A 25866-nucleotide genomic window follows, 5' to 3' on the forward strand; every position below is an offset into this window, starting at 1 on the left:
AGGAATTACAGCAATGTCTATCTCCCAAGACGATATCCTCAACGCCGTAGCTGAAATGTCGGTTCTGCAGGTTGTTGAGCTGATCAAAGCTTTCGAAGAAAAATTCGGTGTTTCCGCTGCTGCTGCTTCGGCTGGCCCAGCTGTTGCTGCTGTTGCTGCTGAAGAGCAAACCGAATTCAACGTCATGCTGCTGGAAGCTGGCGAGAAGAAAGTAAACGTGATCAAGGCAGTACGTGAACTGACCGGTCTGGGCCTGAAAGAAGCCAAGGCAGTAGTTGACGGTGCCCCTGCCCAGGTTCTGGAAGCAGTGTCGAAAGACGCAGCTGACAAAGCTAAAGCAGTGCTGGAAGAAGCAGGCGCTAAAGTCGAGCTGAAGTAAGCATCGACCTTGCGTCTCCAGCCCAAGCGTTAAGCTGAAGGCTGATGGCTGGTGGCTCTTGCCACCGGCCTTTTTCCGTTATTGGCAATCGACTCGGTCGTCGCCTCTAACGCGCTGTAACCACCCGATGCGGTGGTGCAAACCATGGGGTTTGCAAGATTTTCTGGCTGCTCCCGTCGGGAGGGGCCAAACAAGCAGGTGACCAAGCTGGGGAACGCTGATGGCTTACTCATATACTGAGAAAAAACGTATCCGCAAGGACTTTAGCAAGTTGCCGGACGTCATGGATGTCCCGTACCTTCTGGCTATCCAGCTGGATTCGTATCGTGAATTCTTGCAGGCGGGAGCGACCAAAGATCAGTTCCGCGACGTGGGCCTGCATGCGGCCTTCAAATCCGTTTTCCCGATCATCAGCTACTCCGGCAATGCTGCGCTGGAGTACGTCGGTTATCGCCTGGGCGAACCGGCATTTGATGTCAAAGAATGCGTGTTGCGCGGTGTTACGTACGCCGTACCTTTGCGGGTAAAAGTCCGTCTGATCATCTTCGACAAAGAGTCGTCGAACAAAGCGATCAAGGACATCAAAGAGCAAGAAGTCTACATGGGTGAAATCCCCCTGATGACTGAGAACGGTACCTTCGTTATCAACGGTACCGAGCGCGTTATCGTTTCCCAGCTGCACCGTTCCCCGGGCGTGTTCTTCGACCACGACCGCGGCAAGACGCACAGCTCCGGCAAGCTCCTGTACTCCGCGCGGATCATTCCGTACCGTGGTTCGTGGTTGGACTTCGAGTTCGACCCGAAAGACTGCGTGTTCGTGCGTATCGACCGTCGTCGCAAGCTGCCGGCCTCGGTACTGCTGCGCGCGCTTGGCTATACCACTGAGCAAGTGCTGGATGCCTTCTATACCACTAACGTATTCCACCTGAGCGGCGAAACCCTCAGCCTGGAACTGGTGCCTCAGCGCCTGCGTGGTGAGATTGCCGTTCTGGACATCCAGGACGAAAAAGGCAAGGTCATCGTTGAAGCCGGCCGCCGTATTACCGCGCGCCACATCAACCAGATCGAAAAAGCCGGTATCAAGACGCTGGAAGTGCCTCTGGACTACGTCCTGGGTCGCACCACCGCCAAGGTCATCGTGCACCCGGCCACCGGCGAAATCCTGGCTGAATGCAACACCGAGCTGAACACCGAGATCCTGGCGAAAATCGCCAAGTCCCAGGTTGTTCGCATCGAGACCCTGTACACCAACGACATCGACTGCGGTCCGTTCGTCTCCGACACCCTGAAGATCGACTCCACCAGCAACCAATTGGAAGCGCTGGTCGAGATCTATCGCATGATGCGTCCTGGCGAGCCACCAACCAAAGACGCTGCCGAGACCCTGTTCAACAACCTGTTCTTCAGCCCTGAGCGCTATGACCTGTCTGCGGTCGGCCGGATGAAGTTCAACCGTCGTATCGGTCGTACCGAGATCGAAGGTTCGGGCGTGCTGTGCAAGGAAGACATCGTCGCGGTACTGAAGACCCTGGTCGACATCCGTAACGGTAAAGGCATCGTCGATGACATCGACCACCTGGGTAACCGTCGTGTTCGCTGCGTAGGCGAAATGGCCGAGAACCAGTTCCGCGTTGGCCTGGTACGTGTTGAGCGTGCGGTCAAAGAGCGTCTGTCGATGGCAGAAAGCGAAGGCCTGATGCCGCAGGACCTGATCAACGCCAAGCCAGTGGCTGCGGCGGTGAAAGAGTTCTTCGGTTCCAGCCAGCTCTCGCAGTTCATGGACCAGAACAACCCGCTCTCCGAGATCACCCACAAGCGCCGTGTTTCCGCACTGGGCCCGGGCGGTCTGACCCGCGAGCGTGCAGGCTTTGAAGTTCGTGACGTACACCCGACTCACTACGGTCGCGTATGCCCGATTGAAACGCCGGAAGGTCCGAACATCGGCCTGATCAACTCCCTGGCTGCTTATGCGCGCACCAACCAGTACGGCTTCCTCGAGAGCCCGTACCGTGTGGTGAAAGACGCACTGGTCACCGACGAGATCGTGTTCCTGTCCGCCATCGAAGAAGCTGATCACGTGATCGCTCAGGCTTCGGCCACGATGAACGACAAGAAAATGCTGATCGACGAGCTGGTAGCTGTTCGTCACTTGAACGAGTTCACCGTCAAGGCGCCGGAAGACGTCACCTTGATGGACGTATCGCCGAAGCAGGTAGTTTCGGTTGCAGCGTCGCTGATCCCGTTCCTGGAGCACGATGACGCCAACCGTGCGTTGATGGGTTCCAACATGCAGCGTCAAGCTGTACCGACCCTGCGCGCTGACAAGCCGCTGGTAGGTACCGGCATGGAGCGTAACGTAGCTCGTGACTCCGGCGTTTGCGTCGTGGCTCGTCGTGGTGGCGTGATCGACTCCGTTGATGCCAGCCGTATCGTGGTTCGTGTTGCCGATGACGAAGTTGAAACTGGCGAAGCCGGTGTCGACATCTACAACCTGACCAAGTACACCCGCTCCAACCAGAACACCTGCATCAACCAGCGTCCGCTGGTAAGCAAGGGTGATCGGGTTCAGCGCAGCGACATCATGGCAGACGGTCCGTCCACCGATATGGGTGAGCTGGCACTGGGTCAGAACATGCGCATCGCGTTCATGGCCTGGAACGGTTACAACTTCGAAGACTCCATCTGCCTGTCCGAGCGTGTGGTTCAGGAAGATCGTTTCACCACGATCCACATTCAGGAACTGACCTGTGTGGCTCGTGACACCAAGCTTGGGCCAGAGGAAATCACTGCAGACATCCCGAACGTGGGCGAAGCTGCACTGAACAAGCTGGACGAAGCCGGTATCGTTTACGTAGGTGCTGAAGTTGGCGCAGGCGACATCCTGGTGGGTAAGGTCACTCCGAAAGGCGAGACCCAACTGACTCCGGAAGAGAAGCTGTTGCGTGCCATCTTCGGTGAAAAAGCCAGCGACGTTAAAGACACTTCCCTGCGTGTACCTACCGGTACCAAGGGCACTGTCATCGACGTACAGGTCTTCACCCGTGACGGCGTTGAGCGTGATGCTCGTGCACTGTCCATCGAGAAGACTCAACTCGACGAGATCCGCAAGGACCTGAACGAAGAGTTCCGTATCGTTGAAGGCGCAACCTTCGAACGTCTGCGTTCCGCCCTGGTAGGCCACAAGGCTGAAGGCGGCGCAGGTCTGAAGAAAGGTCAGGACATCACCGACGAAGTACTCGACGGTCTTGAGCACGGCCAGTGGTTCAAACTGCGCATGGCTGAAGACGCTCTGAACGAGCAGCTCGAAAAGGCCCAGGCCTATATCGTTGATCGCCGCCGTCTGCTGGACGACAAGTTCGAAGACAAGAAGCGCAAACTGCAGCAGGGCGATGACCTGGCTCCAGGCGTGCTGAAAATCGTCAAGGTTTACCTGGCAATCCGTCGCCGCATCCAGCCGGGCGACAAGATGGCCGGTCGTCACGGTAACAAAGGTGTGGTCTCCGTGATCATGCCGGTTGAAGACATGCCGCACGATGCCAATGGCACCCCGGTCGACGTCGTCCTCAACCCGTTGGGCGTACCTTCGCGTATGAACGTTGGTCAGATCCTTGAAACCCACCTTGGCCTCGCGGCTAAAGGTCTGGGAGAGAAGATCAACCGTATGATCGAAGAGCAGCGCAAGGTTGCTGACCTGCGCAAGTTCCTGCACGAGATCTACAACGAGATCGGCGGTCGCAACGAAGAGCTGGATACCTTCTCCGACCAGGAAATCCTGGACCTGGCGAAGAACCTGCGCGGCGGCGTTCCAATGGCTACCCCGGTGTTCGACGGTGCCAAGGAAAGCGAAATCAAGGCCATGCTGAAACTGGCAGACCTGCCAGAAAGCGGCCAGATGCAGCTGTTCGACGGCCGTACCGGCAACAAGTTTGAGCGCCCGGTTACTGTTGGCTACATGTACATGCTGAAGCTGAACCACTTGGTAGACGACAAGATGCACGCTCGTTCTACCGGTTCGTACAGCCTGGTTACCCAGCAGCCGCTGGGTGGTAAGGCTCAGTTCGGTGGTCAGCGTTTCGGGGAGATGGAGGTCTGGGCACTGGAAGCATACGGTGCTGCTTACACTCTGCAAGAAATGCTCACAGTGAAGTCGGACGATGTGAACGGTCGGACCAAGATGTACAAAAACATCGTGGACGGCGATCACCGTATGGAGCCGGGCATGCCCGAGTCTTTCAACGTGTTGATCAAAGAAATTCGTTCCCTCGGCATCGATATCGATCTGGAAACCGAATAACACGTGACGCGAATCGAGAGCGGGGCTGTTTAGCCCGCTCTCTGCTCCGCCAGGAGGAAAGGCCTTGAAAGACCTACTGAATTTGCTGAAAAACCAGGGTCAAGTCGAAGAGTTCGACGCCATCCGTATTGGGTTGGCATCGCCTGAGATGATCCGTTCGTGGTCGTTCGGTGAAGTTAAAAAGCCGGAAACCATCAACTACCGTACGTTCAAACCAGAGCGTGACGGCCTGTTCTGCGCCAAGATCTTTGGCCCGGTAAAGGATTACGAGTGCCTGTGCGGTAAGTACAAGCGCTTGAAGCACCGTGGTGTGATCTGCGAGAAGTGCGGCGTTGAAGTTGCACTGGCCAAGGTTCGCCGTGAGCGCATGGCGCACATCGAGCTGGCTTCGCCGGTTGCCCACATCTGGTTCCTGAAGTCGCTGCCGTCCCGTATCGGCTTGCTGATGGACATGACCCTGCGTGATATCGAGCGCGTTCTCTACTTCGAGAGCTATGTCGTTATCGATCCAGGCATGACCACCCTTGAAAAAGGTCAGCTGCTGAACGACGAGCAGTATTTCGAAGCGCTGGAAGAGTTCGGCGACGATTTCGATGCCCGCATGGGTGCCGAAGCTGTCCGCGAACTGCTGCACGCTATCGACCTGGAACACGAGATTGGCCGTCTGCGTGAAGAAATTCCGCAAACCAACTCCGAAACCAAGATCAAGAAACTGTCCAAGCGTCTGAAGTTGATGGAGGCCTTCCAGGGTTCCGGCAACTTGCCAGAGTGGATGGTGCTGACCGTTCTGCCGGTTCTGCCGCCAGACCTGCGTCCGCTGGTACCGTTGGATGGCGGCCGCTTCGCGACTTCCGACCTCAACGACCTGTACCGTCGCGTGATCAACCGTAACAACCGCTTGAAGCGTCTGCTCGACCTGTCCGCTCCGGACATCATCGTGCGCAACGAAAAGCGTATGTTGCAAGAAGCTGTCGATGCCCTGCTCGACAACGGTCGTCGTGGCCGCGCTATCACCGGTTCGAACAAGCGTCCTCTGAAATCCCTGGCTGACATGATCAAGGGTAAGCAAGGTCGTTTCCGTCAGAACTTGCTCGGTAAGCGTGTTGACTACTCCGGTCGTTCGGTAATTACCGTAGGCCCGACCCTGCGTCTGCACCAGTGCGGTCTGCCGAAGAAGATGGCTCTCGAGCTGTTCAAACCGTTCATTTTCGGCAAGCTGGAAATGCGTGGTCTCGCGACCACCATCAAGGCCGCCAAGAAAATGGTCGAGCGCGAACTGCCAGAGGTTTGGGACGTTCTCGCTGAAGTGATCCGTGAACACCCGGTTCTCCTCAACCGTGCACCGACCCTTCACCGTCTGGGTATCCAGGCGTTTGAACCGGTACTGATCGAAGGTAAGGCTATCCAGCTGCACCCTCTGGTCTGTGCTGCGTACAACGCCGACTTCGACGGCGACCAAATGGCCGTGCACGTACCGCTGACGCTGGAAGCCCAGCTGGAAGCGCGTGCGTTGATGATGTCGACCAACAACATTCTGTCGCCAGCCAACGGTGAGCCAATCATCGTTCCGTCGCAGGACGTTGTATTGGGTCTGTACTACATGACTCGTGAAGCGATCAATGCCAAGGGCGAAGGTCGTGTGTTCGCGGATCTGCAGGAAGTTGACCGTGTGTTCCGTGCCGGCGAAGCCGCACTGCACGCCAAGGTTAAAGTCCGCATCCACGAAACCATTAACGATCGTGACGGTGGCAGCGTCAAGAACACCCGTATCGTCGACACCACTGTCGGCCGTGCGCTGTTGTTCCAGGTTGTTCCACCAGGCCTGTCGTACGACGTGGTCAACCAGCCAATGAAGAAAAAGGCGATCTCCAAGCTGATCAACCAGTGCTACCGCGTGGTTGGTTTGAAAGAGACCGTTATCTTCGCTGACCAGTTGATGTACACCGGTTTTGCTTATTCGACCATTTCCGGCGTTTCCATCGGTGTTAACGACTTCGTTATCCCGGACGAGAAAGCCGCCATCATTGGTGCTGCTACCGATGAAGTGAAAGAGATCGAAAGCCAGTACGCCTCCGGCCTGGTAACCCAGGGCGAGAAGTACAACAAAGTGATCGACCTTTGGTCCAAGGCCAACGACGAAGTGTCGAAGGCGATGATGTCGAACCTCTCGAAAGAGCGCGTTATCGACCGTCATGGCGTAGAAGTCGATCAAGAGTCGTTCAACTCGATGTACATGATGGCCGACTCGGGCGCACGGGGTTCTGCTGCGCAGATCCGTCAGCTCGCCGGTATGCGTGGCCTGATGGCCAAGCCGGACGGTTCCATCATCGAAACGCCGATTACTGCGAACTTCCGTGAAGGTTTGAGCGTACTTCAGTACTTCATCTCGACTCACGGTGCTCGTAAAGGTCTGGCGGATACCGCGTTGAAAACCGCTAACTCCGGTTACCTGACTCGTCGTCTGGTAGACGTTGCACAAGACTTGGTTGTGACTGAAGTTGACTGCGGTACCGAGCACGGTTTGCTGATGACTCCGCACATCGAAGGCGGCGACGTTGTAGAGCCTTTGGGTGAGCGCGTACTGGGTCGAGTAATCGCCCGTGACGTATTCAAGCCGGGTACCGAGGAAATCATCGTTCCTGCCGGCACTCTGGTAGACGAGAAGTGGGTCGAGTTCATCGAACTCAACAGCATCGACGAAGTGATTGTTCGCTCGCCGATCAGCTGCGAAACCCGCTACGGCATTTGCGCCAAGTGCTACGGCCGTGACTTGGCTCGTGGTCACCAGGTGAACATCGGTGAAGCGGTCGGCGTTATCGCTGCCCAGTCCATCGGTGAGCCGGGTACCCAGCTGACCATGCGTACGTTCCACATCGGTGGTGCGGCAAGCCGGACCTCCGCAGCCGACAGCGTTCAGGTGAAGAATGGCGGTACCGTCCGTCTGCACAACCTGAAGCACGTTGAGCGAGTGGATGGTCACCTGGTAGCTGTGTCTCGTTCCGGTGAGCTGGCAATCGCTGATGACTACGGTCGTGAGCGTGAGCGTTACAAGCTGCCGTACGGTGCTGTGATTTCGGTTAAAGAAGGTGACAAGGTCGACGCTGGCGCAATCGTGGCCAAGTGGGATCCGCACACTCACCCAATCGTTACCGAAATGAAAGGTACCGTGACCTACGTGGGCATGGAAGAAGGCATCACGATCAAGCGTCAGACTGACGAATTGACCGGTATGACCAACATTGAAGTACTCGACGCCAAAGACCGTCCAGCTGCAGGCAAAGATATCCGTCCTGCTGTGAAGATGGTTGATGACAACGGCAAGGATCTGTTGCTGCCAGGCACTGACGTTATCGCTCAGTACTTCCTGCCAGCCAACGCCCTGGTCGGTGTTGCGGATGGTGCGAAGATCGCGATCGGTGATGTTATCGCTCGTATCCCGCAAGAAACTTCGAAGACCCGTGACATCACCGGTGGTCTGCCGCGTGTTGCCGACTTGTTCGAAGCTCGTCGTCCGAAAGAAGCGTCGATTCTGGCTGAAGTCAGCGGCACCATCGCGTTCGGTAAAGAGACCAAAGGCAAGCGCCGTCTGGTCATTACCCCGAACGACGGTAGCGATCCGTACGAAGAGCTGATTCCGAAGTGGCGTCACCTGAACGTTTTCGAAGGCGAACAGGTAAACCGCGGCGAAGTTATCTCCGACGGCCCGAGCGATCCACACGACATCCTGCGTCTGCTGGGTGTGAGTGCGCTGGCCAAGTACATCGTTAACGAGATCCAGGACGTTTACCGTCTGCAAGGCGTGAAGATCAACGATAAGCACATCGAGACCATCCTGCGTCAGATGCTGCGTAAAGTTGAAATCGCTGAATCCGGCGATTCGAGTTTCATCAAGGGCGACCAGATGGAACTGACTCACGTACTGGTAGAGAACGAGCGCCTGGCGAACGACGAGAAATTCGTTTCCAAGTTCACTCGTGTGTTGCTGGGTATCACCAAGGCGTCGTTGTCCACTGAGTCGTTCATCTCGGCGGCCTCCTTCCAGGAGACCACTCGCGTACTGACCGAAGCAGCGGTAACCGGCAAGCGCGACTACTTGCGCGGCCTGAAAGAAAACGTGGTTGTGGGTCGACTGATCCCAGCCGGTACCGGCTTGGCCTACCACAGCGAGCGTAAGCGCCGCCGTGAACTCGACAAGCCGCTGCGCGTGAGCGCCAGTGAAGTGGAAGCTGCACTGACCGAAGCACTGAACTCAAGCGGTAACTGAGTTCTGCGGTAAATAAGACCGGGCCCTGGCAGCCCCGTTCGTCGGATCGAGACAGATTTGTCCCGGTTCGATGGAGGGGGAGGTCGGGGCCTTGCCTTGACTGGGGGCAAGATCCTCTTTAGACTCTTGTACCCCTAAATTTGGCGGGAATTCGTTCCTGCCATTTTGCTTTTCTTGCAAGACAATAGCGTCGCAAGACAACAGTGGAGCTAGTAGATGGCAACTATCAACCAGCTGGTACGTCAGCCGCGTAAGCGTATCGTCGAGAAATCCGACGTGCCTGCGCTGCAGAACTGCCCGCAACGTCGTGGCGTATGCACTCGCGTGTATACCACTACGCCGAAAAAACCTAACTCGGCACTGCGTAAAGTATGCCGTGTGCGCCTGACCAACGGTTTCGAGGTTTCCTCGTACATCGGCGGTGAAGGCCACAACCTGCAAGAGCACAGCGTGGTACTGATCCGCGGCGGTCGTGTAAAAGACTTGCCAGGTGTTCGTTACCACACCGTACGCGGCTCCTTGGATACTTCCGGCGTTAAAGGTCGTAACCAGGGTCGTTCGAAGTACGGTACCAAGAAGCCTAAGTAGTAGCGGCTTTTTGTAAAACTGAATCATCTTATTTTCTGAGTCGATAAGAGTAAGGTCGGAGGCGTCCCGAAAGGGCACCGATTCCGAGCGAACCTGAAGACCGTTTGAGGGCTTATCCATGCCAAGAAGACGCGTAGCAGCCAAGCGCGAAGTGCTTGACGATCCAAAATACGGAAGCCAAATTCTGGCCAAGTTCATGAACCACGTGATGGAAAGCGGCAAGAAAGCCGTTGCCGAGCGTATCGTTTATGGCGCGCTGGAAAAGGTTAAAGAACGCAAGAACAGCGACCCCCTGGAAATCTTCGAGAAAGCTCTCGACGCCATCGCTCCGCTGGTCGAAGTGAAGTCGCGCCGTGTAGGCGGTGCTACTTACCAGGTTCCGGTTGAAGTTCGCCCGTCCCGTCGTAACGCTTTGGCAATGCGCTGGTTGGTAGACTTCGCCCGTAAGCGCGGCGAGAAGTCTATGGCCCTGCGTTTGGCTGGCGAACTGTTGGACGCTGCTGAAGGTAAAGGTGCTGCTGTTAAGAAGCGTGAAGACGTGCACCGTATGGCTGAAGCCAACAAAGCTTTCTCGCACTACCGCTTCTAATTCTAGCTTCACTAATTTTGCGAGGGCTTTATGGCTCGTACTACTCCGATTAGTCGCTACCGTAACATCGGTATCGTCGCTCACGTGGATGCTGGTAAAACCACCACCACCGAGCGCGTCCTTTTTTACACCGGCAAAAGTCACAAGATGGGCGAGGTGCATGATGGCGCCGCGACCACAGACTGGATGGTTCAGGAGCAGGAGCGTGGTATTACCATTACTTCTGCTGCTATTACCGCCTTCTGGAAAGGTTCCGAGAAGCAGTACAAAGACGAACACCGCTTCAACGTAATCGATACCCCGGGCCACGTAGACTTCACCATTGAAGTTGAACGTTCCCTGCGCGTACTCGACGGCGCTGTCGTTGTGTTCTGCGGTACCTCGGGTGTTGAGCCTCAGTCGGAAACCGTATGGCGTCAGGCCAACAAGTACGGCGTTCCACGTCTTGTTTACGTAAACAAGATGGACCGTGCTGGTGCAAACTTCCTGCGCGTGATCGGTCAGATCAAGCAGCGTCTGGGTCACACCCCGGTGCCAATCCAATTGGCTATCGGTTCCGAAGACAACTTCCAGGGGCAGATCGATCTGCTGACTATGGAAGCTGTTTATTGGAACGATGCTGACAAGGGTATGGTTCCTCGTCGCGAAGCTATCCCTGCTGAACTGCAGGAATTGGCTGACGAGTGGCGCAACAACATGGTTGAGGCTGCGGCCGAAGCCAGCGAAGAGCTGATGAACAAGTACCTCGAAGGTGAAGAACTCACCAACGCGGAAATCAAGGCCGCTCTGCGTCAGCGTACTATCGCTGGTGAGATCGTCTTGGCTGTTTGCGGTTCCTCGTTCAAGAATAAGGGCGTTCCCCTGGTTCTCGATGCTGTGATCGACTACCTGCCGGCACCAGTGGATATTCCTGCCATCAAGGGTACTGACCCTGATGACGAGACTATCGAGCTGGAGCGTCATGCGGACGACGCAGAACCGTTCTCCGCTCTGGCATTTAAAATTGCCACTGACCCATTCGTGGGTACCTTGACCTTCGTCCGTGTTTACTCGGGCGTGTTGAACTCCGGCGACGGCGTGATCAACTCGGTTAAAGGCAAGAAAGAGCGCGTGGGTCGTATGGTGCAAATGCACGCAAACGCCCGTGAAGAGATCAAGGAAGTACGCGCTGGTGACATCGCGGCCTTGATCGGCATGAAGGACGTCACCACTGGTGAGACCTTGTGCAACGCTGACAAGCCAATCATCCTGGTTCGCATGGACTTCCCGGAGCCGGTTATTTCGGTTGCCGTTGAGCCTAAGACCAAGGATGACCAGGAAAAAATGGGTATCGCTCTGGGCAAACTTGCTCAGGAAGATCCATCTTTCCGCGTCAAGACTGATGAAGAGACTGGTCAAACGATCATCTCCGGCATGGGCGAGCTTCACCTGGACATCCTGGTTGACCGGATGCGCCGTGAGTTCAACGTCGAAGCCAACATCGGTAAGCCTCAGGTTTCCTATCGTGAGCGCATCACGAAGAACTGCGAAATCGAAGGCAAATTCGTTCGTCAATCCGGCGGTCGTGGCCAGTTCGGCCATTGCTGGATCCGTTTTGCTCCTGCTGATGAAGGTCAGGAAGGTCTGCAATTCGTGAACGAAGTAGTGGGCGGTGTTGTTCCTAAGGAATACATCCCGGCTATCCAGAAGGGTATCGAAGAGCAGATGAAGAACGGTGTTGTTGCCGGCTATCCGCTCATCGGCCTGAAGGCGACCGTTTTTGACGGTTCTTACCACGACGTCGACTCCAACGAGATGGCGTTTAAGGTGGCTGCTTCCATGGCTACCAAGCAACTGGCCCAGAAGGGCGGTGGTGAGTTGCTTGAGCCAATCATGGCAGTAGAAGTCGTTACGCCTGAAGACTACATGGGTGACGTGATGGGCGACCTTAACCGTCGTCGCGGCATGATCTTGGGTATGGAAGATACGGTTTCCGGCAAAGTGATTCGTGCCGAGGTTCCGTTGGGCGAGATGTTCGGTTATGCGACCGACGTTCGTTCCATGTCTCAGGGTCGCGCAAGCTACTCTATGGAATTCAAAAAATACAACACAGCTCCGGCGCACATCGCTGAAACTGTATCCAAAAAACAAGGCTGATTCAGTCCTTTAGGCAAGGAGTTAATTGTCGTGGCTAAAGAAAAATTTGATCGTTCCCTACCGCACGTAAACGTTGGCACTATCGGCCACGTTGACCACGGTAAAACCACTCTGACCGCTGCTCTGACTCGCGTCTGCTCCGAAGTTTTCGGTTCGGCTCGTGTTGACTTCGACAAGATCGACAGCGCACCAGAAGAAAAAGCTCGTGGTATCACCATCAACACCGCGCACGTTGAATACAACTCGCTGATCCGTCACTACGCTCACGTTGACTGCCCAGGTCACGCTGACTATGTGAAGAACATGATCACCGGTGCTGCCCAGATGGACGGCGCGATCCTGGTTTGCTCGGCCGCTGATGGTCCGATGCCACAAACCCGTGAACACATCCTGCTGTCCCGTCAGGTAGGCGTTCCGTACATCGTGGTCTTCCTGAACAAGGCTGACCTGGTAGACGACGCTGAGCTGCTGGAACTGGTTGAGATGGAAGTGCGCGATCTGCTGAGCACTTACGACTTCCCGGGCGACGACACTCCGATCATCATCGGTTCTGCTCGTATGGCTCTGGACGGTCTTGACGACAACGAAATGGGCACCACTGCCGTTCGTAAACTGGTTGAGACTCTGGACAGCTACATCCCAGATCCAGTTCGTGTTATCGACAAGCCGTTCCTGATGCCAATCGAAGACGTATTCTCGATCTCCGGTCGTGGTACTGTTGTAACTGGCCGTATCGAGCGCGGTATCGTTAAGGTTCAAGATCCACTGGAAATCGTTGGTCTGCGTGACACTACCGTCACCACCTGCACCGGTGTTGAAATGTTCCGTAAACTGCTCGACGAAGGTCGTGCAGGCGAGAACTGCGGCGTTCTGCTGCGTGGTACCAAGCGTGACGACGTTGAGCGTGGCCAGGTTCTGGTCAAGCCAGGTTCGGTTAAGCCGCACACTACCTTCGAAGCTGAAGTGTACGTGTTGAGCAAAGAAGAAGGCGGCCGTCACACTCCGTTCTTCAAAGGCTACCGTCCACAGTTCTACTTCCGGACCACTGACGTGACCGGTAACTGCGAACTGCCGGAAGGCGTTGAAATGGTAATGCCAGGCGACAACATCAAAATGGTTGTCACCCTGATCAAAACCATCGCAATGGAAGATGGTCTGCGTTTCGCTATTCGTGAAGGCGGTCGTACCGTCGGCGCTGGCGTCGTAGCCAAAATCATCGCTTAATAAGTGATGACTTGAAAAAGCCCCCGCTCAGCGGGGGCTTTTTTATTGAGTTGACACCCATATGGGGCGTCTATAGAATTGCGCCTCCTTTTAACGGGCGTGTTGCGCTCGCTGGGAATAGCAGCCGGAGTCTGAAATCCAATGGCAAATCAGCAAATTCGTATCAGGTTGAAGGCTTTTGACCACAAACTGATCGACCAATCCACCCAGGAAATCGTGGAAACCGCGAAACGTACTGGTGCTCAAGTGCGTGGTCCAATTCCACTGCCTACCCGTAAAGAGCGGTTCACCGTTCTGGTCTCCCCGCACGTCAACAAAGACGCGCGTGACCAGTACGAGATCCGTACTCATAAGCGCGTGCTGGACATCGTCCTGCCAACGGATAAAACCGTTGATGCACTTATGAAGCTTGATCTGGCGGCCGGTGTGGAAGTACAGATCAGCCTCGGCTAAGACTTGGGTCTTAGTCGTGTAACGCTCTGAAATGGGCGGCCATAGCGGGTGAAAGCCCCGTACACTCATGAGGTTTACAACATGACTATTGGTGTAGTCGGTCGTAAATGCGGTATGACCCGTATTTTCACCGAAGAAGGTGTCTCCATTCCGGTCACGGTCATTGAGATCGAACCGAATCGCGTCACCCAGTTTAAAACTGAAGAAACCGATGGCTATCGTGCAGTGCAAGTCACTGTCGGCGAGCGTCGTGCTTCGCGTGTGACTGCTGCTCAAGCAGGTCACTTCGCTAAAGCAAACGTTGCAGCTGGTCGTACTGTCATGGAGTTCCGTCTTGAAGACGGCGACTACCAGGCTGGCGATCTGATCAACGCTGAAATCTTCGCCGCTGGTCAACTGGTTGATGTAACCGGTCAGTCCAAAGGTAAAGGCTTCCAGGGTACGATCAAGCGTTGGAATTTCCGTGGCCAAGACAACACTCACGGTAACTCCGTTTCCCACCGCGTCCCGGGCTCTATTGGCCAGTGCCAGACTCCTGGTCGTGTATTCAAGGGCAAAAAAATGTCCGGTCATATGGGCGCTGAGCGCGTGACCGTGCAGTCCCTCGAAGTAGTGCGCGTCGACGCTGAACGCAATCTGTTGTTGGTCAAGGGTGCTGTTCCTGGCGCTACTGGCGGCAACCTGGTTGTACGTCCAGCGGCCAAGGCTCGCGGTTAAGGGGAAGCTGACATGCAATTAAATGTAAATGACGCTCAAGCGATCGAAGTTTCCGAACTGACATTTGGCGGCGAATTCAACGAGACGCTGGTTCACCAAGCAGTCGTGGCCTACATGGCCGGCGGCCGTCAAGGTAGCAAGCAGCAAAAGACCCGTTCCGACGTTCGTGGTGGCGGTAAGCGCCCTTGGCGTCAGAAAGGTACTGGCCGTGCTCGTGCCGGTACTATCCGTAGCCCAATCTGGCGTGGCGGCGGTACCACTTTCGCAGCACGTCCACAGGATCACACCCAGAAGCTCAACAAGAAGATGTACCGCGCAGCACTGCGCTCCATCCTTGCTGAACTCGTGCGTACTGATCGTCTGGTCGTGGTTCAGGACTTCGCTGTTGAAGCGCCGAAAACCAAAGATCTGCTGAACAAGCTGAACGGCATGGGCCTGACTGACGTCCTGATCGTGTCTGAAGCTGTTGATCAGAACCTGTACCTGGCTGCTCGCAACCTGCCACACGTTGATGTACGTGACGTGCAAGGTTCCGATCCAGTTAGTCTGATCGCATACGACAAGGTGTTGATCACCGTGTCGGCCGTGAAGAAATTCGAGGAGCTGCTGGGATGAACCAGGAACGCGTATTTAAAGTTCTGCTTGGCCCGCACGTTTCCGAAAAGGCTACGGTTCTGGCTGACAAGAAAGGCCAGTTCGTTTTCAAGGTTGCAACTGACGCAACCAAGCTGGAAATCAAGAAGGCCGTCGAAAGCCTGTTCAGCGTGAAAGTAGAGCGTGTTACTACCCTGAATGTTCTGGGTAAGAGCAAGCGCACTGCTCGCGGTCTGGGCAAGCGTAATGACTGGAAGAAGGCAGTTATCTCCCTTCAGCCAGGCCAAGATCTCGATTTCAGCAGCAGTGCTGAGTAAGGAAGGGGTGCATCATGGCAATCGTTAAATGCAAACCGACTTCCCCTGGCCGCCGTTTTGTGGTCAAGGTGGTCAACCAGGAGCTGCATAAAGGCGCTCCTCACGCACCGCTGCTCGAGAAGAAATCGAAGACTGGTGGTCGTAACAACAATGGTCGTATTACCACTCGTCACATCGGTGGTGGCCATAAGCAGCATTATCGTCTGGTCGACTTCCGTCGCAACGACAAAGATGGCATCGCTGCCACTGTCGAGCGTATCGAATACGATCCAAACCGTACTGCTCACATCGCTCTGCTGCTGTACGCAGATGGCGAGCGTCGCTACATCATCGCCCCTAAAGGCGTGAGTGCTGGTGACCAGCTGATCGCAGGTGCTTTGGCACCGATCAAGCCGGGCAACGCTCTGCAACTGCGCAACATTCCAGTTGGTAGCACCGTACACGGCATCGAATTGAAGCCGGGTAAAGGCGCGCAAATCGCTCGTTCCGCTGGTGCTTCGGCTCAGCTGATCGCTCGTGAAGGTGTCTACGTGACCCTGCGTCTGCGCTCTGGTGAAATGCGTAAAGTACTGGCTGAATGCCGTGCGACCCTGGGCGAAGTCTCGAACTCCGAGCACAGCCTGCGTTCGCTGGGTAAAGCTGGTGCCAAACGCTGGCGTGGCGTTCGCCCAACCGTTCGTGGTGTTGCCATGAACCCGGTTGACCACCCACACGGTGGTGGTGAAGGTCGTACCTCTGGTGGTCGTCATCCGGTATCGCCATGGGGCTTCCCGACTAAGGGCGCGAAGACTCGTGGTAATAAGCGTACCGACAAAATGATCGTCCGTCGTCGCAAGTAAATAGAGGGATACGACAGTGCCACGTTCTCTGAAAAAAGGTCCTTTTATTGATCTTCACCTACTGAAGAAGATCGAAGTGGCGGCGGAAAAGAACGATCGCAAACCGGTGAAAACCTGGTCGCGTCGTTCGATGATCCTGCCACAAATGGTCGGTCTGACCATTGCAGTGCATAACGGTCGTCAACATGTTCCAGTTCTCGTGAACGAAGACATGGTCGGCCACAAACTAGGCGAGTTTGCCGGTACCCGCACATATCGTGGGCACGTGGCAGACAAGAAAGCCAAGCGTTAAGGGGTAAGGAACGATGGAAGTAGCCGCTAAGTTGTCGGGCGCTCGAATCTCCGCCCAGAAAGCCCGCTTGGTCGCCGACCAGATCCGCGGGAAGAAGGTGGGCGAAGCGCTCAACCTGTTGGCTTTCAGCAGTAAGAAAGCCGCCGAGATCATCAAGAAAGTGCTGGAGTCGGCCGTAGCCAACGCCGAGCACAACGAAGGCGCAGACGTTGATGACCTTAAGGTCAGCACCGTTTTCGTCAACGAAGGGCGTTCGCTGAAGCGCATCATGCCTCGTGCCAAAGGCCGAGCTGATCGCATCGTCAAGCGGTCTTGCCATATCACTGTCAAGGTTGCTGACAAGTAACGGAGTCGAAGAGATGGGTCAGAAAGTACATCCCATTGGCATTCGCCTGGGAATCGTCAAGGAGCACACCTCCGTCTGGTACGCAGACGGTCGGACTTATGCGGACTACTTGTTCGCTGATCTGAAGGTGCGTGAGTATCTCCAAGACAAACTAAAAAGCGCGTCCGTGAGCCGTATCGATATCCATCGTCCTGCTCAAACTGCACGTATCACCATCCACACCGCTCGTCCAGGTATCGTTATCGGGAAGAAAGGTGAAGATGTTGAGAAGCTGCGTCAGGACCTGACCAAGCAAATGGGTGTGCCTGTGCACATCAATATCGAAGAGATCCGTAAGCCGGAGCTCGACGGTATGCTGGTTGCGCAGAGCGTAGCTCAGCAGCTGGAGCGTCGCGTAATGTTCCGTCGCGCTATGAAGCGCGCAGTACAGAACGCCATGCGCATTGGTGCCAAGGGCATCAAAATCCAAGTGAGCGGTCGTCTCGGCGGTGCTGAAATCGCACGTACTGAATGGTATCGCGAAGGTCGTGTGCCATTGCACACCCTGCGTGCCGACATCGACTATGCCAACTACGAAGCTCACACCACTTACGGTGTGATCGGTGTAAAGGTTTGGATCTTCAAGGGCGAAGTAATTGGTGGTCGCCAAGAAGAACTGAAACCACAAGCACCAGCGCCTCGTAAAAAAGCTGCTAAGTAAGGGGTACGCCAAATGTTGCAACCTAAGCGTACGAAGTTCCGCAAGCAGATGACAGGCCACAACCGTGGTCTGGCTCAGCGCGGTAGCAAAGTCAGCTTCGGCGAGTTCGCGCTGAAGTCTGTAGCTCGTGGTCGTCTCACCGCTCGTCAGATCGAGTCAGCGCGTCGTGCACTGACCCGTCACGTAAAACGTGGCGGCAAGATCTGGATCCGTGTATTCCCGGACAAGCCGATCTCCAAAAAACCTCTCGAGGTTCGGATGGGTAAAGGTAAGGGTAACGTGGAATACTGGGTAGCCCAGATTCAGCCAGGTAAAGTCCTGTATGAAATCGAGGGTGTAACTGAAGAGCTGGCGCGTGAGGCTTTTGCCCTGGCTGCTGCAAAGCTGCCGCTCGCCACCGCCTTTGTTAAACGGACGGTGATGTGATGAAAGCGAATGAACTTCGTGAAAAATCCGCACAGCAGCTGAACGAGCAACTGCTCGGCCTGCTGCGCGACCAGTTCAATCTGCGTATGCAGAAAGCAACTGGCCAGTTGGGGCAGTCTCATCTGCTCTCGCAAGTTAAGCGTGACATTGCTCGCGTGAAAACTGTGCTCAACCAGCAGGCAGGTAAGTGATCATGGCTGAAGCCGAAAAGACTGTCCGTACGCTGACTGGCCGTGTTGTCAGCGACAAGATGGACAAAACCATCACCGTTTTGATCGAGCGTCGCGTTAAGCACCCGATCTACGGTAAATACGTTAAGCGTTCGACTAAGCTGCACGCGCACGACGAAACCAATCAGTGCCACATCGGCGACAAAGTCACTATTCGTGAAACTCGTCCGCTGGCCAAGACCAAGTCTTGGGCACTGGTTGATGTTCTCGAACGCGCTGTGGAAGTCTAAGGACTAGGGGTCGGAGAAATTATATGATTCAGACTCAATCCATGCTCGATGTGGCCGATAACAGCGGCGCACGCCGCGTTATGTGCATCAAGGTGCTGGGTGGCTCCCATCGTCGTTACGCTGGTATCGGTGACATCATCAAAGTTACCGTGAAGGAAGCAATTCCTCGCGGTAAAGTGAAAAAAGGCCAAGTGATGACTGCTGTTGTAGTCCGCACTCGTCACGGCGTACGCCGTGCAGATGGCTCCATTATCCGCTTTGATGGCAACGCTGCTGTTCTTCTGAACAACAAGCAAGAGCCGATCGGCACCCGTATCTTTGGGCCAGTGACCCGTGAACTTCGTACTGAGAAGTTCATGAAGATCGTCTCGCTCGCCCCAGAAGTGCTGTAAGGAGATCCGACATGCAAAAGATTCGTCGTGACGACGAGATCATCGTGATCGCCGGCAAAGACAAAGGTAAGCGCGGTAAGGTGCTGAAGGTTCTTGCTGATGACCGTCTGGTCGTTAGTGGTCTGAACCTGGTCAAGCGTCATACCAAGCCTAACCCGATGTCGGGCGTACAAGGCGGTATCGTCGAGAAAGAAGCGCCACTGCACGCTTCTAACGTCGCCATCTTCAACGGCGAAACCAACAAGGCTGACCGCGTTGGTTTCAAAGTAGAAGAAGGTAAGAAAATTCGTGTCTTCAAGTCGACCCAAAAAGCGGTTGATGCTTGAACACTGCTAGGTAGAAGACCATGGCACGACTAAAAGAGATTTACCGGAAGGAAATCGCACCGAAACTTAAGGAAGAACTTAAGCTTTCGAACGTGATGGAAGTTCCGCGCGTTACCAAAATCACCCTGAACATGGGTCTGGGCGAAGCGATCGGCGACAAAAAAGTCATCGAGCACGCTGTTGCTGACCTGGAAAAGATCACCGGCCAAAAAGTCGTTGTGACCTACGCTCGGAAATCCATCGCTGGCTTTAAAGTCCGTGAAGGTTGGCCGATCGGCGTCAAAGTGACTCTGCGCCGTGAGCGTATGTACGAATTCCTGGATCGTCTGCTGTCGATCTCCCTGCCTCGGGTCCGCGACTTCCGCGGCCTGAATGCCAAGTCCTTCGATGGTCGTGGTAACTACAGCATGGGCGTTAAAGAGCAGATCATCTTCCCGGAAATCGACTACGACAAGATCGATGCTCTCCGCGGTCTGGACATCACCCTGACCACCACTGCCAAGAACGATGATGAAGGCCGCGCTCTGCTGCGTGCGTTCAAATTCCCGTTCCGCAACTGATTGGAGTAGGACCATGGCCAAGATGAGCATGAAAAACCGCGAGCTGAAACGTCAGCTCACGGTTGCCAAGTACGCCAAGAAGCGTGCAGCACTGAAAGCAATCATCGTTGATCTGAACGCAAGTCCAGAAGCGCGTTGGGAAGCTACAGTTGCTCTGCAGAAGCAGCCACGTGACGCAAGCGCTTCGCGCATGCGTAACCGCTGCCGCCTGACCGGTCGTCCACACGGCGTTTACCGCAAGTTCGGCCTCGGCCGTAACAAACTGCGTGAAGCGGCAATGCGTGGTGACGTACCAGGTCTGGTTAAAGCCAGCTGGTAAGTACTTTCGAAGTCCAGGTGGTCAGGATCGCAAGATACTGACCGCCGGTGACCTAGAATCTGGAACAAGCCCCTTTTGGGGCTTGTTTCATTTCCGGAGTGTGTCTAAAATACGCGGCTCGCCTGAGCCCGTGTGTTTTGTGCTCGGAGATTCTCGGCGACACGTAATGGCCGCAAGGCTAATTTTTTTGTATTAGGAGCGTCTAGCCATGAGTATGCAGGACCCGTTAGCGGACATGCTAACTCGTATCCGTAATGCCCAGATGGCTGAAAAGTCCGTCGTAAGCATGCCATCTTCCACGTTGAAGGTTGCTGTTGCCAAAGTCCTGAAAGACGAAGGCTACATTGCGGGTTATCAGATCAGCAGCGAAATCAAACCACTGCTGTCCATCGAGCTGAAGTACTTCGAAGGCCGTCCGGTCATCGAAGAAGTGAAGCGCGTTAGCCGTCCAGGCCTGCGTCAGTACAAGTCCGTTGATGATCTGCCAAAAGTTCGTGGCGGTCTCGGTGTGTCTATCGTCTCCACCAACAAAGGTGTGATGACGGATCGTGCTGCGCGCGCTGCCGGTGTCGGCGGCGAAGTTCTTTGCACTGTGTTCTAAGGGGGGATAAGCATGTCACGCGTCGCTAAGAACCCCGTTAAGCTGCCAGCCGGTGTCGAAGTAAAATTCGCAGGCCAACAGCTTTCGGTGAAGGGTGCCAAGGGCACTCTGGAACTGAACATCCATTCGTCCGTTGAGATCGTTGAAGAAGCTGGTGAGCTGCGTTTCGCTGCTCGCAATGGCGATCAACAAACTCGCGCAATGGCCGGTACCACTCGTGCGTTGGTAAACAACATGGTCCAAGGCGTAAGCCAAGGCTTCGAGCGTAAGCTCCAGCTGGTCGGTGTTGGTTACAAAGCGCAAGCAAAAGGCACGGTTCTGAACCTGGCCCTTGGCTTCTCGCACCCAGTGGATTACGAACTGCCGGAAGGCATCACCGCTGAGACCCCAAGCCAAACCGATATCCTGATCAAGGGTATTGATAAGCAGCTGGTAGGTCAGGTGGCCGCTGAGATCCGCGACTTCCGTCCACCAGAGCCGTACAAAGGCAAAGGTGTGCGCTACGCGGACGAAGTCGTCCGTCGTAAAGAAGCCAAGAAGAAGTAGGGCATAGCAAATGACCGACAAAAAAGTTACTCGACTGCGTCGCGCTCGCAAAGCACGCCTGAAAATGCACGAACTCGAAGTCGTGCGTCTCTGCGTGTTCCGCTCGTCGCAGCACATCTACGCCCAGGTCATCTCGGCCGACGGCAACAAAGTCCTGGCAAGCGCCTCGACTTTGGATAAAGAACTGCGTGATGGTGCCACTGGCAACATCGACGCGGCCACTAAGGTTGGCCAGCTGGTCGCTACGCGTGCTAAGGCCGCTGGCGTCTCGCAAGTGGCTTTCGACCGCTCTGGCTTCAAGTACCACGGCCGCGTGAAAGCGCTGGCTGATGCTGCTCGTGAAGCTGGGCTGGAGTTCTAAGTTATGTCAAATAACGACCAAAAGCGCGACGAAGGCTACATTGAGAAGCTGGTTCAAGTTAACCGCGTAGCCAAAACCGTTAAAGGCGGCCGTATCTTCACTTTCACCGCGTTGACCGTGGTTGGTGATGGTAAAGGGCGTGTTGGCTTCGGCCGTGGCAAGTCACGTGAAGTGCCTGCTGCGATCCAGAAGGCAATGGAAGCTGCTCGTCGCAACATGATCCAAGTTGATCTGAACGGCACCACTCTGCAGTACGCAATGAAGTCCGCTCACGGCGCTTCGAAGGTGTACATGCAGCCTGCTTCTGAAGGTACCGGTATCATCGCTGGCGGCGCTATGCGTGCTGTCCTCGAAGTTGCTGGCGTTCAGAACGTTCTGGCCAAGTGCTACGGCTCGACTAACCCGGTAAACGTGGTTCACGCCACTTTTAAAGGTTTGAAGGCTATGCAGTCTCCTGAATCCATTGCCGCCAAGCGTGGCAAAAGCGTTAAGGAGATCTTCTGATCATGGCTACCGTTAAAGTAACGCTGATCAAAAGCATGACCGGCCGCATCCCTAACCACAAATTGTGCGTTAAGGGTTTGGGTCTGCGTCGCATCGGTCACACTGTAGAAGTGCTTGATACTCCCGAGAATCGCGGGATGATCAACAAGGCTTACTACATGCTGCGTGTCGAGGGTTAATTCGATGAAACTCAATGATCTGAGTCCAGCGCCGGGTTCCCGTCGCGAAAAGCATCGTCCGGGCCGTGGTATCGGTAGTGGTTTGGGTAAGACCGGTGGCCGTGGCCACAAAGGTCAGTCCTCCCGCTCCGGTGGCACCATCGCTCCAGGCTTTGAAGGCGGTCAACAGCCGCTGCATCGTCGCCTGCCGAAGTTCGGTTTCGTTTCCCTGAAAGCCATGGACCGCGCAGAAGTGCGTCTGTCCGAGCTGGCCAAAGTGGAAGGCGACATCGTTACCGTGCAGACCCTGAAAGATGCCAACGTGATCAACGTCAACGTACAGCGTGTGAAAATCATGCTGTCCGGTGAAGTGACTCGCGCTGTCACTATCGGCAAGGGAATCGGCGCCACCAAAGGTGCGCGTTCGGCTATCGAAGCAGCTGGCGGCAAGTTCGAGGAATAAATGGCTAAGCAAGGTGCTCTCTCAGCGCTCGGCAAAGGCGGTATGTCTGAACTTTGGGCTCGTCTGCGTTTTCTGTTCCTGGCGATTATCGTCTACCGAATAGGCGCACACATCCCGGTTCCAGGTATCAACCCGGACCGACTCGCAGACCTGTTTCGACAGAATGAGGGGACCATTCTTAGCTTGTTCAACATGTTTTCCGGCGGTGCGCTGGAACGGATGAGCATCTTTGCACTGGGGATCATGCCGTACATCTCGGCATCGATCATCATGCAGCTGATGACCGCCGTTAGCCCGCAGCTGGAGCAGTTGAAGAAGGAAGGTGAAGCTGGCCGTCGCAAGATAAGCCAGTACACCCGCTACGGCACTGTCATCCTCGCCCTGGTTCAGGCTATCGGCATGTCCGTTGGTCTGGCCGGGCAGGGTGTTGCGTTCACTGGTGACTTTGGCTTCCATTTCGTCGCGGTATCCACTTTTGTGGCTGGTGCGATGTTCATGATGTGGCTGGGTGAGCAGATTACTGAGCGTGGTGTTGGTAACGGTATCTCGATGTTGATTTTCGCAGGTATCGTTGCCGGTCTTCCGAGAGCGATTGGGCAGTCTTTCGAGTCTGCACGTCAGGGTGATATCAATATCTTCGCCTTGGTTGCCATCGGTTTGTTGGCAGTAGCGATTATCGGTTTTGTGGTGTTCATTGAGCGTGGCCAGCGTCGTATTGCTGTTCACTACGCCAAGCGTCAGCAGGGCCGTAAGGTCTTTGCCGCGCAGACCAGCCACTTGCCGCTGAAAGTGAACATGGCCGGGGTTATTCCTGCCATTTTCGCGAGCAGCATTTTGCTGTTTCCGGCTTCGTTGGGTGCCTGGTTCGGTCAGTCTGAAGGTATGGGCTGGTTGCAGGACATCTCGCAGTCGATCGCTCCTGGTCAGCCGTTGAATATTCTGCTGTTTAGTGCAGGGATTATTTTCTTCTGCTTCTTCTATACGGCGTTGATGTTCAATCCGAAAGACGTAGCGGAAAACCTGAAGAAGTCCGGTGCCTTTATTCCGGGTATTCGTCCAGGTGAGCAGTCTGCGCGCTACATTGATGGCGTTCTGACTCGCTTGACCATGTTCGGTGCTCTATATATGACGGCCGTGTGCTTGTTGCCCCAGTTCCTGGTGGTTGCAGCAAACGTTCCGTTCTACCTTGGCGGGACCTCGTTGCTGATCGTCGTCGTGGTTGTGATGGACTTCATGTCCCAAGTACAATCGCACCTCGTTTCGCACCAGTACGAATCCCTGATGAAGAAAGCCAACCTGAAGGGTTACGGCAGCGGCATGTTGCGCTGAGTACCCATAAGGTTCGAGGAGTTGGTGATGAAAGTTCGTGCATCGGTGAAAAAGCTGTGCCGTAACTGCAAGATTATTCGCCGCGAAGGTGTTGTTCGAGTAATTTGCAGCGCGGAACCGCGTCACAAACAGCGCCAAGGCTGAGTGTGATCCGCTTGAAGCCCGGCAGCTAGTGCGCTGCCGGGTTGATTATTTGTTATTACAGCGATATTATCTCGCGCCCTATTTCTTGGCTTCCGGGGCGTAGGTAGCTGTCAATTGGAGTCCCACTGAATGGCCCGTATTGCAGGCGTTAACATTCCAGATAACAAGCACACTGTTATCTCGCTGACCTACATCTATGGTGTTGGTCGCACTACTGCGCAGAAAATTTGCGCAGACACTGGGGTAAACCCAGCCGCAAAGATCAAAGATCTGAGCGACGAGCAGATTGAGCTGTTGCGTGGCGAAGTGGCGAAGTTCACCACTGAAGGTGACCTGCGTCGCGAAATCAACATGAAAATCAAGCGTTTGATGGACCTCGGTTGCTACCGTGGTCTGCGTCATCGTCGTGGTCTTCCAGTACGCGGTCAGCGTACCAAGACTAACGCGCGTACCCGTAAAGGTCCGCGTAAGCCGATCCGCAAGTAATCGCCCACGCGAATCGACAGGAAATTAATCATGGCAAAACCTGCTGCTCGTCCTCGTAAAAAAGTTAAAAAGACAGTGGTTGATGGCATCGCCCACATCCATGCATCTTTTAACAACACAATCGTGACCATCACCGACCGTCAAGGTAACGCGCTTTCTTGGGCTACCTCCGGTGGTTCGGGTTTCCGCGGTTCCCGCAAGTCCACCCCGTTTGCTGCTCAAGTAGCTGCTGAACGTGCTGGTCAAGCTGCGCTGGAATATGGCCTGAAAAACCTCGACGTTAACGTCAAAGGTCCAGGTCCAGGTCGTGAGTCTGCTGTCCGTGCATTGAACGGCTGTGGCTATAAGATCGCCAGCATCACCGACGTGACGCCAATCCCGCACAACGGGTGCCGTCCGCCGAAGAAGCGCCGCGTGTAATCCAGGAGATTGTAAAGAATGGCTCGTTACATTGGTCCAAAATGCAAACTCGCTCGTCGTGAAGGCACCGATCTCTTTCTGAAGAGCGGCGTGCGCGCGATCGAATCGAAGTGCAACATTGAAGCAGCACCTGGTATCCACGGCCAACGCCGCGGTCGCCAGTCCGATTACGGCACCCAACTGCGTGAAAAGCAGAAGGTCCGTCGTATCTACGGCGTTCTCGAGCGTCAGTTCAGCGGCTACTACAAAGAAGCTGCTGGCAAGAAAGGTGCAACCGGTGAAAACCTGCTGCAACTGCTCGAATGCCGTCTGGACAACGTTGTATACCGTATGGGCTTTGGTTCGACTCGTGCCGAATCCCGTCAGCTGGTATCGCACAAATCCGTCAGCGTAAACGGCCAAACCGTTAACGTCCCGTCGTACCAGGTTCGTGCTGGTGACGTGGTCGCGATTCGCGAGAAAGCAAAAAATCAACTTCGCATTGTCCAAGCTCTCGATCTGTGTGCCCAACGTGGCCGCGTAGAATGGGTAGAAGTAGACACTGAGAAGAAGTCGGGCGTTTTCAAGAACGTTCCTGCTCGCAGTGATCTGTCCGCCGACATCAACGAAAGCCTGATTGTCGAGCTCTACTCCAAGTAA

The 25866-nt window shown here is 55.1% G+C and carries 33 protein-coding genes; all 33 read left to right on the forward strand.

What is annotated here, in order from left to right; translation table 11 throughout:
* Positions 1-13: 13 nt before the first annotated feature.
* The 33 genes from rplL to rpsD all read left to right on the forward strand — a co-directional run bounded on the left by rplL (position 14) and on the right by rpsD (position 25866).
* Positions 14-379 carry a 50S ribosomal protein L7/L12 gene (gene rplL / locus BLU46_RS19400; protein ID WP_003210093.1) on the forward strand — a complete coding sequence of 122 codons (366 nt, stop codon included), beginning with the start codon at positions 14-16 and terminating at the stop codon, positions 377-379.
* 220 nt (positions 380-599) lie between these two features.
* Entirely contained in the window at positions 600-4673 is a 4074-nt protein-coding gene (rpoB, locus tag BLU46_RS19405) for a DNA-directed RNA polymerase subunit beta (protein ID WP_017476319.1), read from the forward strand.
* Between the two features lie 64 nt (positions 4674-4737).
* On the forward strand, positions 4738-8937 hold the full coding sequence (gene rpoC, locus BLU46_RS19410) for a DNA-directed RNA polymerase subunit beta' (RefSeq protein ID WP_017476318.1): 4200 nt from the start codon (positions 4738-4740) through the stop codon (positions 8935-8937).
* A gap of 216 nt (positions 8938-9153) precedes the next feature.
* Positions 9154-9525 (forward strand): 30S ribosomal protein S12, encoded by a 372-nt coding sequence (rpsL, locus tag BLU46_RS19415; protein ID WP_002555494.1) that lies wholly within the window; start codon positions 9154-9156, stop codon positions 9523-9525.
* Between the two features lie 118 nt (positions 9526-9643).
* The gene (rpsG, locus tag BLU46_RS19420; RefSeq protein WP_002555493.1) at positions 9644-10114 is read left to right on the forward strand and encodes a 30S ribosomal protein S7; all 471 of its coding nucleotides are present in this window, start codon (positions 9644-9646) and stop codon (positions 10112-10114) included.
* 30 nt (positions 10115-10144) lie between these two features.
* On the forward strand, positions 10145-12250 hold the full coding sequence (fusA, locus tag BLU46_RS19425; RefSeq protein WP_010174505.1) for an elongation factor G: 2106 nt from the start codon (positions 10145-10147) through the stop codon (positions 12248-12250).
* 30 nt (positions 12251-12280) lie between these two features.
* On the forward strand, positions 12281-13474 hold the full coding sequence (tuf, locus tag BLU46_RS19430) for an elongation factor Tu (protein ID WP_003210085.1): 1194 nt from the start codon (positions 12281-12283) through the stop codon (positions 13472-13474).
* 141 nt (positions 13475-13615) lie between these two features.
* A complete protein-coding gene (gene rpsJ, locus BLU46_RS19435) occupies positions 13616-13927 on the forward strand; it encodes a 30S ribosomal protein S10 (protein WP_003210084.1) in 312 nt (103 codons plus the stop codon).
* An 81-nt stretch (positions 13928-14008) separates the two neighbouring features.
* Complete coding sequence (rplC, locus tag BLU46_RS19440) at positions 14009-14644, forward strand: 50S ribosomal protein L3 (RefSeq protein ID WP_003194649.1); 636 nt, start codon at positions 14009-14011, stop codon at positions 14642-14644.
* A gap of 12 nt (positions 14645-14656) precedes the next feature.
* Complete coding sequence (rplD, locus tag BLU46_RS19445; RefSeq protein ID WP_003210082.1) at positions 14657-15259, forward strand: 50S ribosomal protein L4; 603 nt, start codon at positions 14657-14659, stop codon at positions 15257-15259.
* Positions 15256-15555, forward strand: coding sequence for a 50S ribosomal protein L23 (rplW, locus tag BLU46_RS19450; RefSeq protein ID WP_002555488.1), 300 nt, complete (start codon positions 15256-15258; stop codon positions 15553-15555). Before rplD ends, rplW begins: the two co-directional genes overlap by 4 nt.
* Before the next feature lie 14 nt (positions 15556-15569).
* Positions 15570-16394, forward strand: a complete 825-nt coding sequence (gene rplB, locus BLU46_RS19455; RefSeq protein WP_003210080.1) for a 50S ribosomal protein L2 — start codon at positions 15570-15572, stop codon at positions 16392-16394.
* A 16-nt stretch (positions 16395-16410) separates the two neighbouring features.
* Positions 16411-16686 (forward strand): 30S ribosomal protein S19, encoded by a 276-nt coding sequence (rpsS, locus tag BLU46_RS19460; RefSeq protein WP_002555486.1) that lies wholly within the window; start codon positions 16411-16413, stop codon positions 16684-16686.
* A gap of 13 nt (positions 16687-16699) precedes the next feature.
* Positions 16700-17032, forward strand: coding sequence for a 50S ribosomal protein L22 (gene rplV / locus BLU46_RS19465; RefSeq protein ID WP_003210077.1), 333 nt, complete (start codon positions 16700-16702; stop codon positions 17030-17032).
* A 13-nt stretch (positions 17033-17045) separates the two neighbouring features.
* The gene (gene rpsC / locus BLU46_RS19470; RefSeq protein WP_003176422.1) at positions 17046-17732 is read left to right on the forward strand and encodes a 30S ribosomal protein S3; all 687 of its coding nucleotides are present in this window, start codon (positions 17046-17048) and stop codon (positions 17730-17732) included.
* 12 nt (positions 17733-17744) lie between these two features.
* Positions 17745-18158, forward strand: a complete 414-nt coding sequence (gene rplP, locus BLU46_RS19475; protein ID WP_003232424.1) for a 50S ribosomal protein L16 — start codon at positions 17745-17747, stop codon at positions 18156-18158.
* The gene (rpmC, locus tag BLU46_RS19480; protein ID WP_002555481.1) at positions 18158-18349 is read left to right on the forward strand and encodes a 50S ribosomal protein L29; all 192 of its coding nucleotides are present in this window, start codon (positions 18158-18160) and stop codon (positions 18347-18349) included. The genes rplP and rpmC overlap by 1 nt, the downstream gene beginning before the upstream one ends.
* A 2-nt stretch (positions 18350-18351) precedes the next feature.
* Positions 18352-18618, forward strand: a complete 267-nt coding sequence (rpsQ, locus tag BLU46_RS19485) for a 30S ribosomal protein S17 (protein ID WP_003176419.1) — start codon at positions 18352-18354, stop codon at positions 18616-18618.
* A gap of 23 nt (positions 18619-18641) precedes the next feature.
* A complete protein-coding gene (gene rplN / locus BLU46_RS19490; RefSeq protein ID WP_002555479.1) occupies positions 18642-19010 on the forward strand; it encodes a 50S ribosomal protein L14 in 369 nt (122 codons plus the stop codon).
* An 11-nt stretch (positions 19011-19021) separates the two neighbouring features.
* Entirely contained in the window at positions 19022-19336 is a 315-nt protein-coding gene (gene rplX / locus BLU46_RS19495; protein WP_003210072.1) for a 50S ribosomal protein L24, read from the forward strand.
* 20 nt (positions 19337-19356) lie between these two features.
* Positions 19357-19896, forward strand: coding sequence for a 50S ribosomal protein L5 (rplE, locus tag BLU46_RS19500; RefSeq protein ID WP_003210069.1), 540 nt, complete (start codon positions 19357-19359; stop codon positions 19894-19896).
* 13 nt (positions 19897-19909) lie between these two features.
* Positions 19910-20215, forward strand: coding sequence for a 30S ribosomal protein S14 (gene rpsN, locus BLU46_RS19505; protein ID WP_003176414.1), 306 nt, complete (start codon positions 19910-19912; stop codon positions 20213-20215).
* A gap of 208 nt (positions 20216-20423) precedes the next feature.
* Entirely contained in the window at positions 20424-20816 is a 393-nt protein-coding gene (gene rpsH / locus BLU46_RS19510; protein WP_003186040.1) for a 30S ribosomal protein S8, read from the forward strand.
* A 12-nt stretch (positions 20817-20828) separates the two neighbouring features.
* On the forward strand, positions 20829-21362 hold the full coding sequence (gene rplF / locus BLU46_RS19515) for a 50S ribosomal protein L6 (RefSeq protein ID WP_003176412.1): 534 nt from the start codon (positions 20829-20831) through the stop codon (positions 21360-21362).
* Between the two features lie 10 nt (positions 21363-21372).
* Positions 21373-21723, forward strand: coding sequence for a 50S ribosomal protein L18 (rplR, locus tag BLU46_RS19520; protein WP_003186037.1), 351 nt, complete (start codon positions 21373-21375; stop codon positions 21721-21723).
* Between the two features lie 3 nt (positions 21724-21726).
* Positions 21727-22227 carry a 30S ribosomal protein S5 gene (gene rpsE / locus BLU46_RS19525; RefSeq protein ID WP_003186035.1) on the forward strand — a complete coding sequence of 167 codons (501 nt, stop codon included), beginning with the start codon at positions 21727-21729 and terminating at the stop codon, positions 22225-22227.
* Between the two features lie 2 nt (positions 22228-22229).
* Positions 22230-22406: a 50S ribosomal protein L30 gene (rpmD, locus tag BLU46_RS19530; RefSeq protein ID WP_003186033.1), complete on the forward strand. Its 177-nt coding sequence runs from the start codon at positions 22230-22232 to the stop codon at positions 22404-22406.
* Between the two features lie 4 nt (positions 22407-22410).
* Positions 22411-22848 carry a 50S ribosomal protein L15 gene (rplO, locus tag BLU46_RS19535; RefSeq protein ID WP_003210066.1) on the forward strand — a complete coding sequence of 146 codons (438 nt, stop codon included), beginning with the start codon at positions 22411-22413 and terminating at the stop codon, positions 22846-22848.
* Complete coding sequence (gene secY, locus BLU46_RS19540; protein ID WP_003210064.1) at positions 22849-24177, forward strand: preprotein translocase subunit SecY; 1329 nt, start codon at positions 22849-22851, stop codon at positions 24175-24177.
* A 27-nt stretch (positions 24178-24204) separates the two neighbouring features.
* Positions 24205-24321, forward strand: a complete 117-nt coding sequence (gene rpmJ / locus BLU46_RS19545; protein WP_002555468.1) for a 50S ribosomal protein L36 — start codon at positions 24205-24207, stop codon at positions 24319-24321.
* A 129-nt stretch (positions 24322-24450) separates the two neighbouring features.
* The gene (rpsM, locus tag BLU46_RS19550) at positions 24451-24807 is read left to right on the forward strand and encodes a 30S ribosomal protein S13 (RefSeq protein ID WP_003210063.1); all 357 of its coding nucleotides are present in this window, start codon (positions 24451-24453) and stop codon (positions 24805-24807) included.
* Positions 24808-24837: 30 nt separating this feature from the next.
* Positions 24838-25227, forward strand: coding sequence for a 30S ribosomal protein S11 (gene rpsK / locus BLU46_RS19555; protein WP_002555466.1), 390 nt, complete (start codon positions 24838-24840; stop codon positions 25225-25227).
* Between the two features lie 18 nt (positions 25228-25245).
* Positions 25246-25866, forward strand: a complete 621-nt coding sequence (rpsD, locus tag BLU46_RS19560) for a 30S ribosomal protein S4 (RefSeq protein ID WP_003210056.1) — start codon at positions 25246-25248, stop codon at positions 25864-25866.

This window comes from Pseudomonas yamanorum (assembly GCF_900105735.1).
Taxonomy (GTDB): domain Bacteria; phylum Pseudomonadota; class Gammaproteobacteria; order Pseudomonadales; family Pseudomonadaceae; genus Aquipseudomonas; species Aquipseudomonas yamanorum.

Coding starts and splice junctions, on each gene's coding strand:
- rplL (WP_003210093.1), top strand. CDS start 14: ATGTCTATCTCCCAAGACGATATCCTCAACGCCGTAGCTGAAATGTCG.
- rpoB (WP_017476319.1), top strand. CDS start 600: ATGGCTTACTCATATACTGAGAAAAAACGTATCCGCAAGGACTTTAGC.
- rpsL (WP_002555494.1), top strand. CDS start 9,154: ATGGCAACTATCAACCAGCTGGTACGTCAGCCGCGTAAGCGTATCGTC.
- rpsG (WP_002555493.1), top strand. CDS start 9,644: ATGCCAAGAAGACGCGTAGCAGCCAAGCGCGAAGTGCTTGACGATCCA.
- fusA (WP_010174505.1), top strand. CDS start 10,145: ATGGCTCGTACTACTCCGATTAGTCGCTACCGTAACATCGGTATCGTC.
- rpsJ (WP_003210084.1), top strand. CDS start 13,616: ATGGCAAATCAGCAAATTCGTATCAGGTTGAAGGCTTTTGACCACAAA.
- rplC (WP_003194649.1), top strand. CDS start 14,009: ATGACTATTGGTGTAGTCGGTCGTAAATGCGGTATGACCCGTATTTTC.
- rplD (WP_003210082.1), top strand. CDS start 14,657: ATGCAATTAAATGTAAATGACGCTCAAGCGATCGAAGTTTCCGAACTG.
- rplW (WP_002555488.1), top strand. CDS start 15,256: ATGAACCAGGAACGCGTATTTAAAGTTCTGCTTGGCCCGCACGTTTCC.
- rplB (WP_003210080.1), top strand. CDS start 15,570: ATGGCAATCGTTAAATGCAAACCGACTTCCCCTGGCCGCCGTTTTGTG.
- rplV (WP_003210077.1), top strand. CDS start 16,700: ATGGAAGTAGCCGCTAAGTTGTCGGGCGCTCGAATCTCCGCCCAGAAA.
- rpsC (WP_003176422.1), top strand. CDS start 17,046: ATGGGTCAGAAAGTACATCCCATTGGCATTCGCCTGGGAATCGTCAAG.
- rplP (WP_003232424.1), top strand. CDS start 17,745: ATGTTGCAACCTAAGCGTACGAAGTTCCGCAAGCAGATGACAGGCCAC.
- rpmC (WP_002555481.1), top strand. CDS start 18,158: ATGAAAGCGAATGAACTTCGTGAAAAATCCGCACAGCAGCTGAACGAG.
- rpsQ (WP_003176419.1), top strand. CDS start 18,352: ATGGCTGAAGCCGAAAAGACTGTCCGTACGCTGACTGGCCGTGTTGTC.
- rplN (WP_002555479.1), top strand. CDS start 18,642: ATGATTCAGACTCAATCCATGCTCGATGTGGCCGATAACAGCGGCGCA.
- rplX (WP_003210072.1), top strand. CDS start 19,022: ATGCAAAAGATTCGTCGTGACGACGAGATCATCGTGATCGCCGGCAAA.
- rplE (WP_003210069.1), top strand. CDS start 19,357: ATGGCACGACTAAAAGAGATTTACCGGAAGGAAATCGCACCGAAACTT.
- rpsN (WP_003176414.1), top strand. CDS start 19,910: ATGGCCAAGATGAGCATGAAAAACCGCGAGCTGAAACGTCAGCTCACG.
- rpsH (WP_003186040.1), top strand. CDS start 20,424: ATGAGTATGCAGGACCCGTTAGCGGACATGCTAACTCGTATCCGTAAT.
- rplF (WP_003176412.1), top strand. CDS start 20,829: ATGTCACGCGTCGCTAAGAACCCCGTTAAGCTGCCAGCCGGTGTCGAA.
- rplR (WP_003186037.1), top strand. CDS start 21,373: ATGACCGACAAAAAAGTTACTCGACTGCGTCGCGCTCGCAAAGCACGC.
- rpsE (WP_003186035.1), top strand. CDS start 21,727: ATGTCAAATAACGACCAAAAGCGCGACGAAGGCTACATTGAGAAGCTG.
- rpmD (WP_003186033.1), top strand. CDS start 22,230: ATGGCTACCGTTAAAGTAACGCTGATCAAAAGCATGACCGGCCGCATC.
- rplO (WP_003210066.1), top strand. CDS start 22,411: ATGAAACTCAATGATCTGAGTCCAGCGCCGGGTTCCCGTCGCGAAAAG.
- secY (WP_003210064.1), top strand. CDS start 22,849: ATGGCTAAGCAAGGTGCTCTCTCAGCGCTCGGCAAAGGCGGTATGTCT.
- rpmJ (WP_002555468.1), top strand. CDS start 24,205: ATGAAAGTTCGTGCATCGGTGAAAAAGCTGTGCCGTAACTGCAAGATT.
- rpsM (WP_003210063.1), top strand. CDS start 24,451: ATGGCCCGTATTGCAGGCGTTAACATTCCAGATAACAAGCACACTGTT.
- rpsK (WP_002555466.1), top strand. CDS start 24,838: ATGGCAAAACCTGCTGCTCGTCCTCGTAAAAAAGTTAAAAAGACAGTG.
- rpsD (WP_003210056.1), top strand. CDS start 25,246: ATGGCTCGTTACATTGGTCCAAAATGCAAACTCGCTCGTCGTGAAGGC.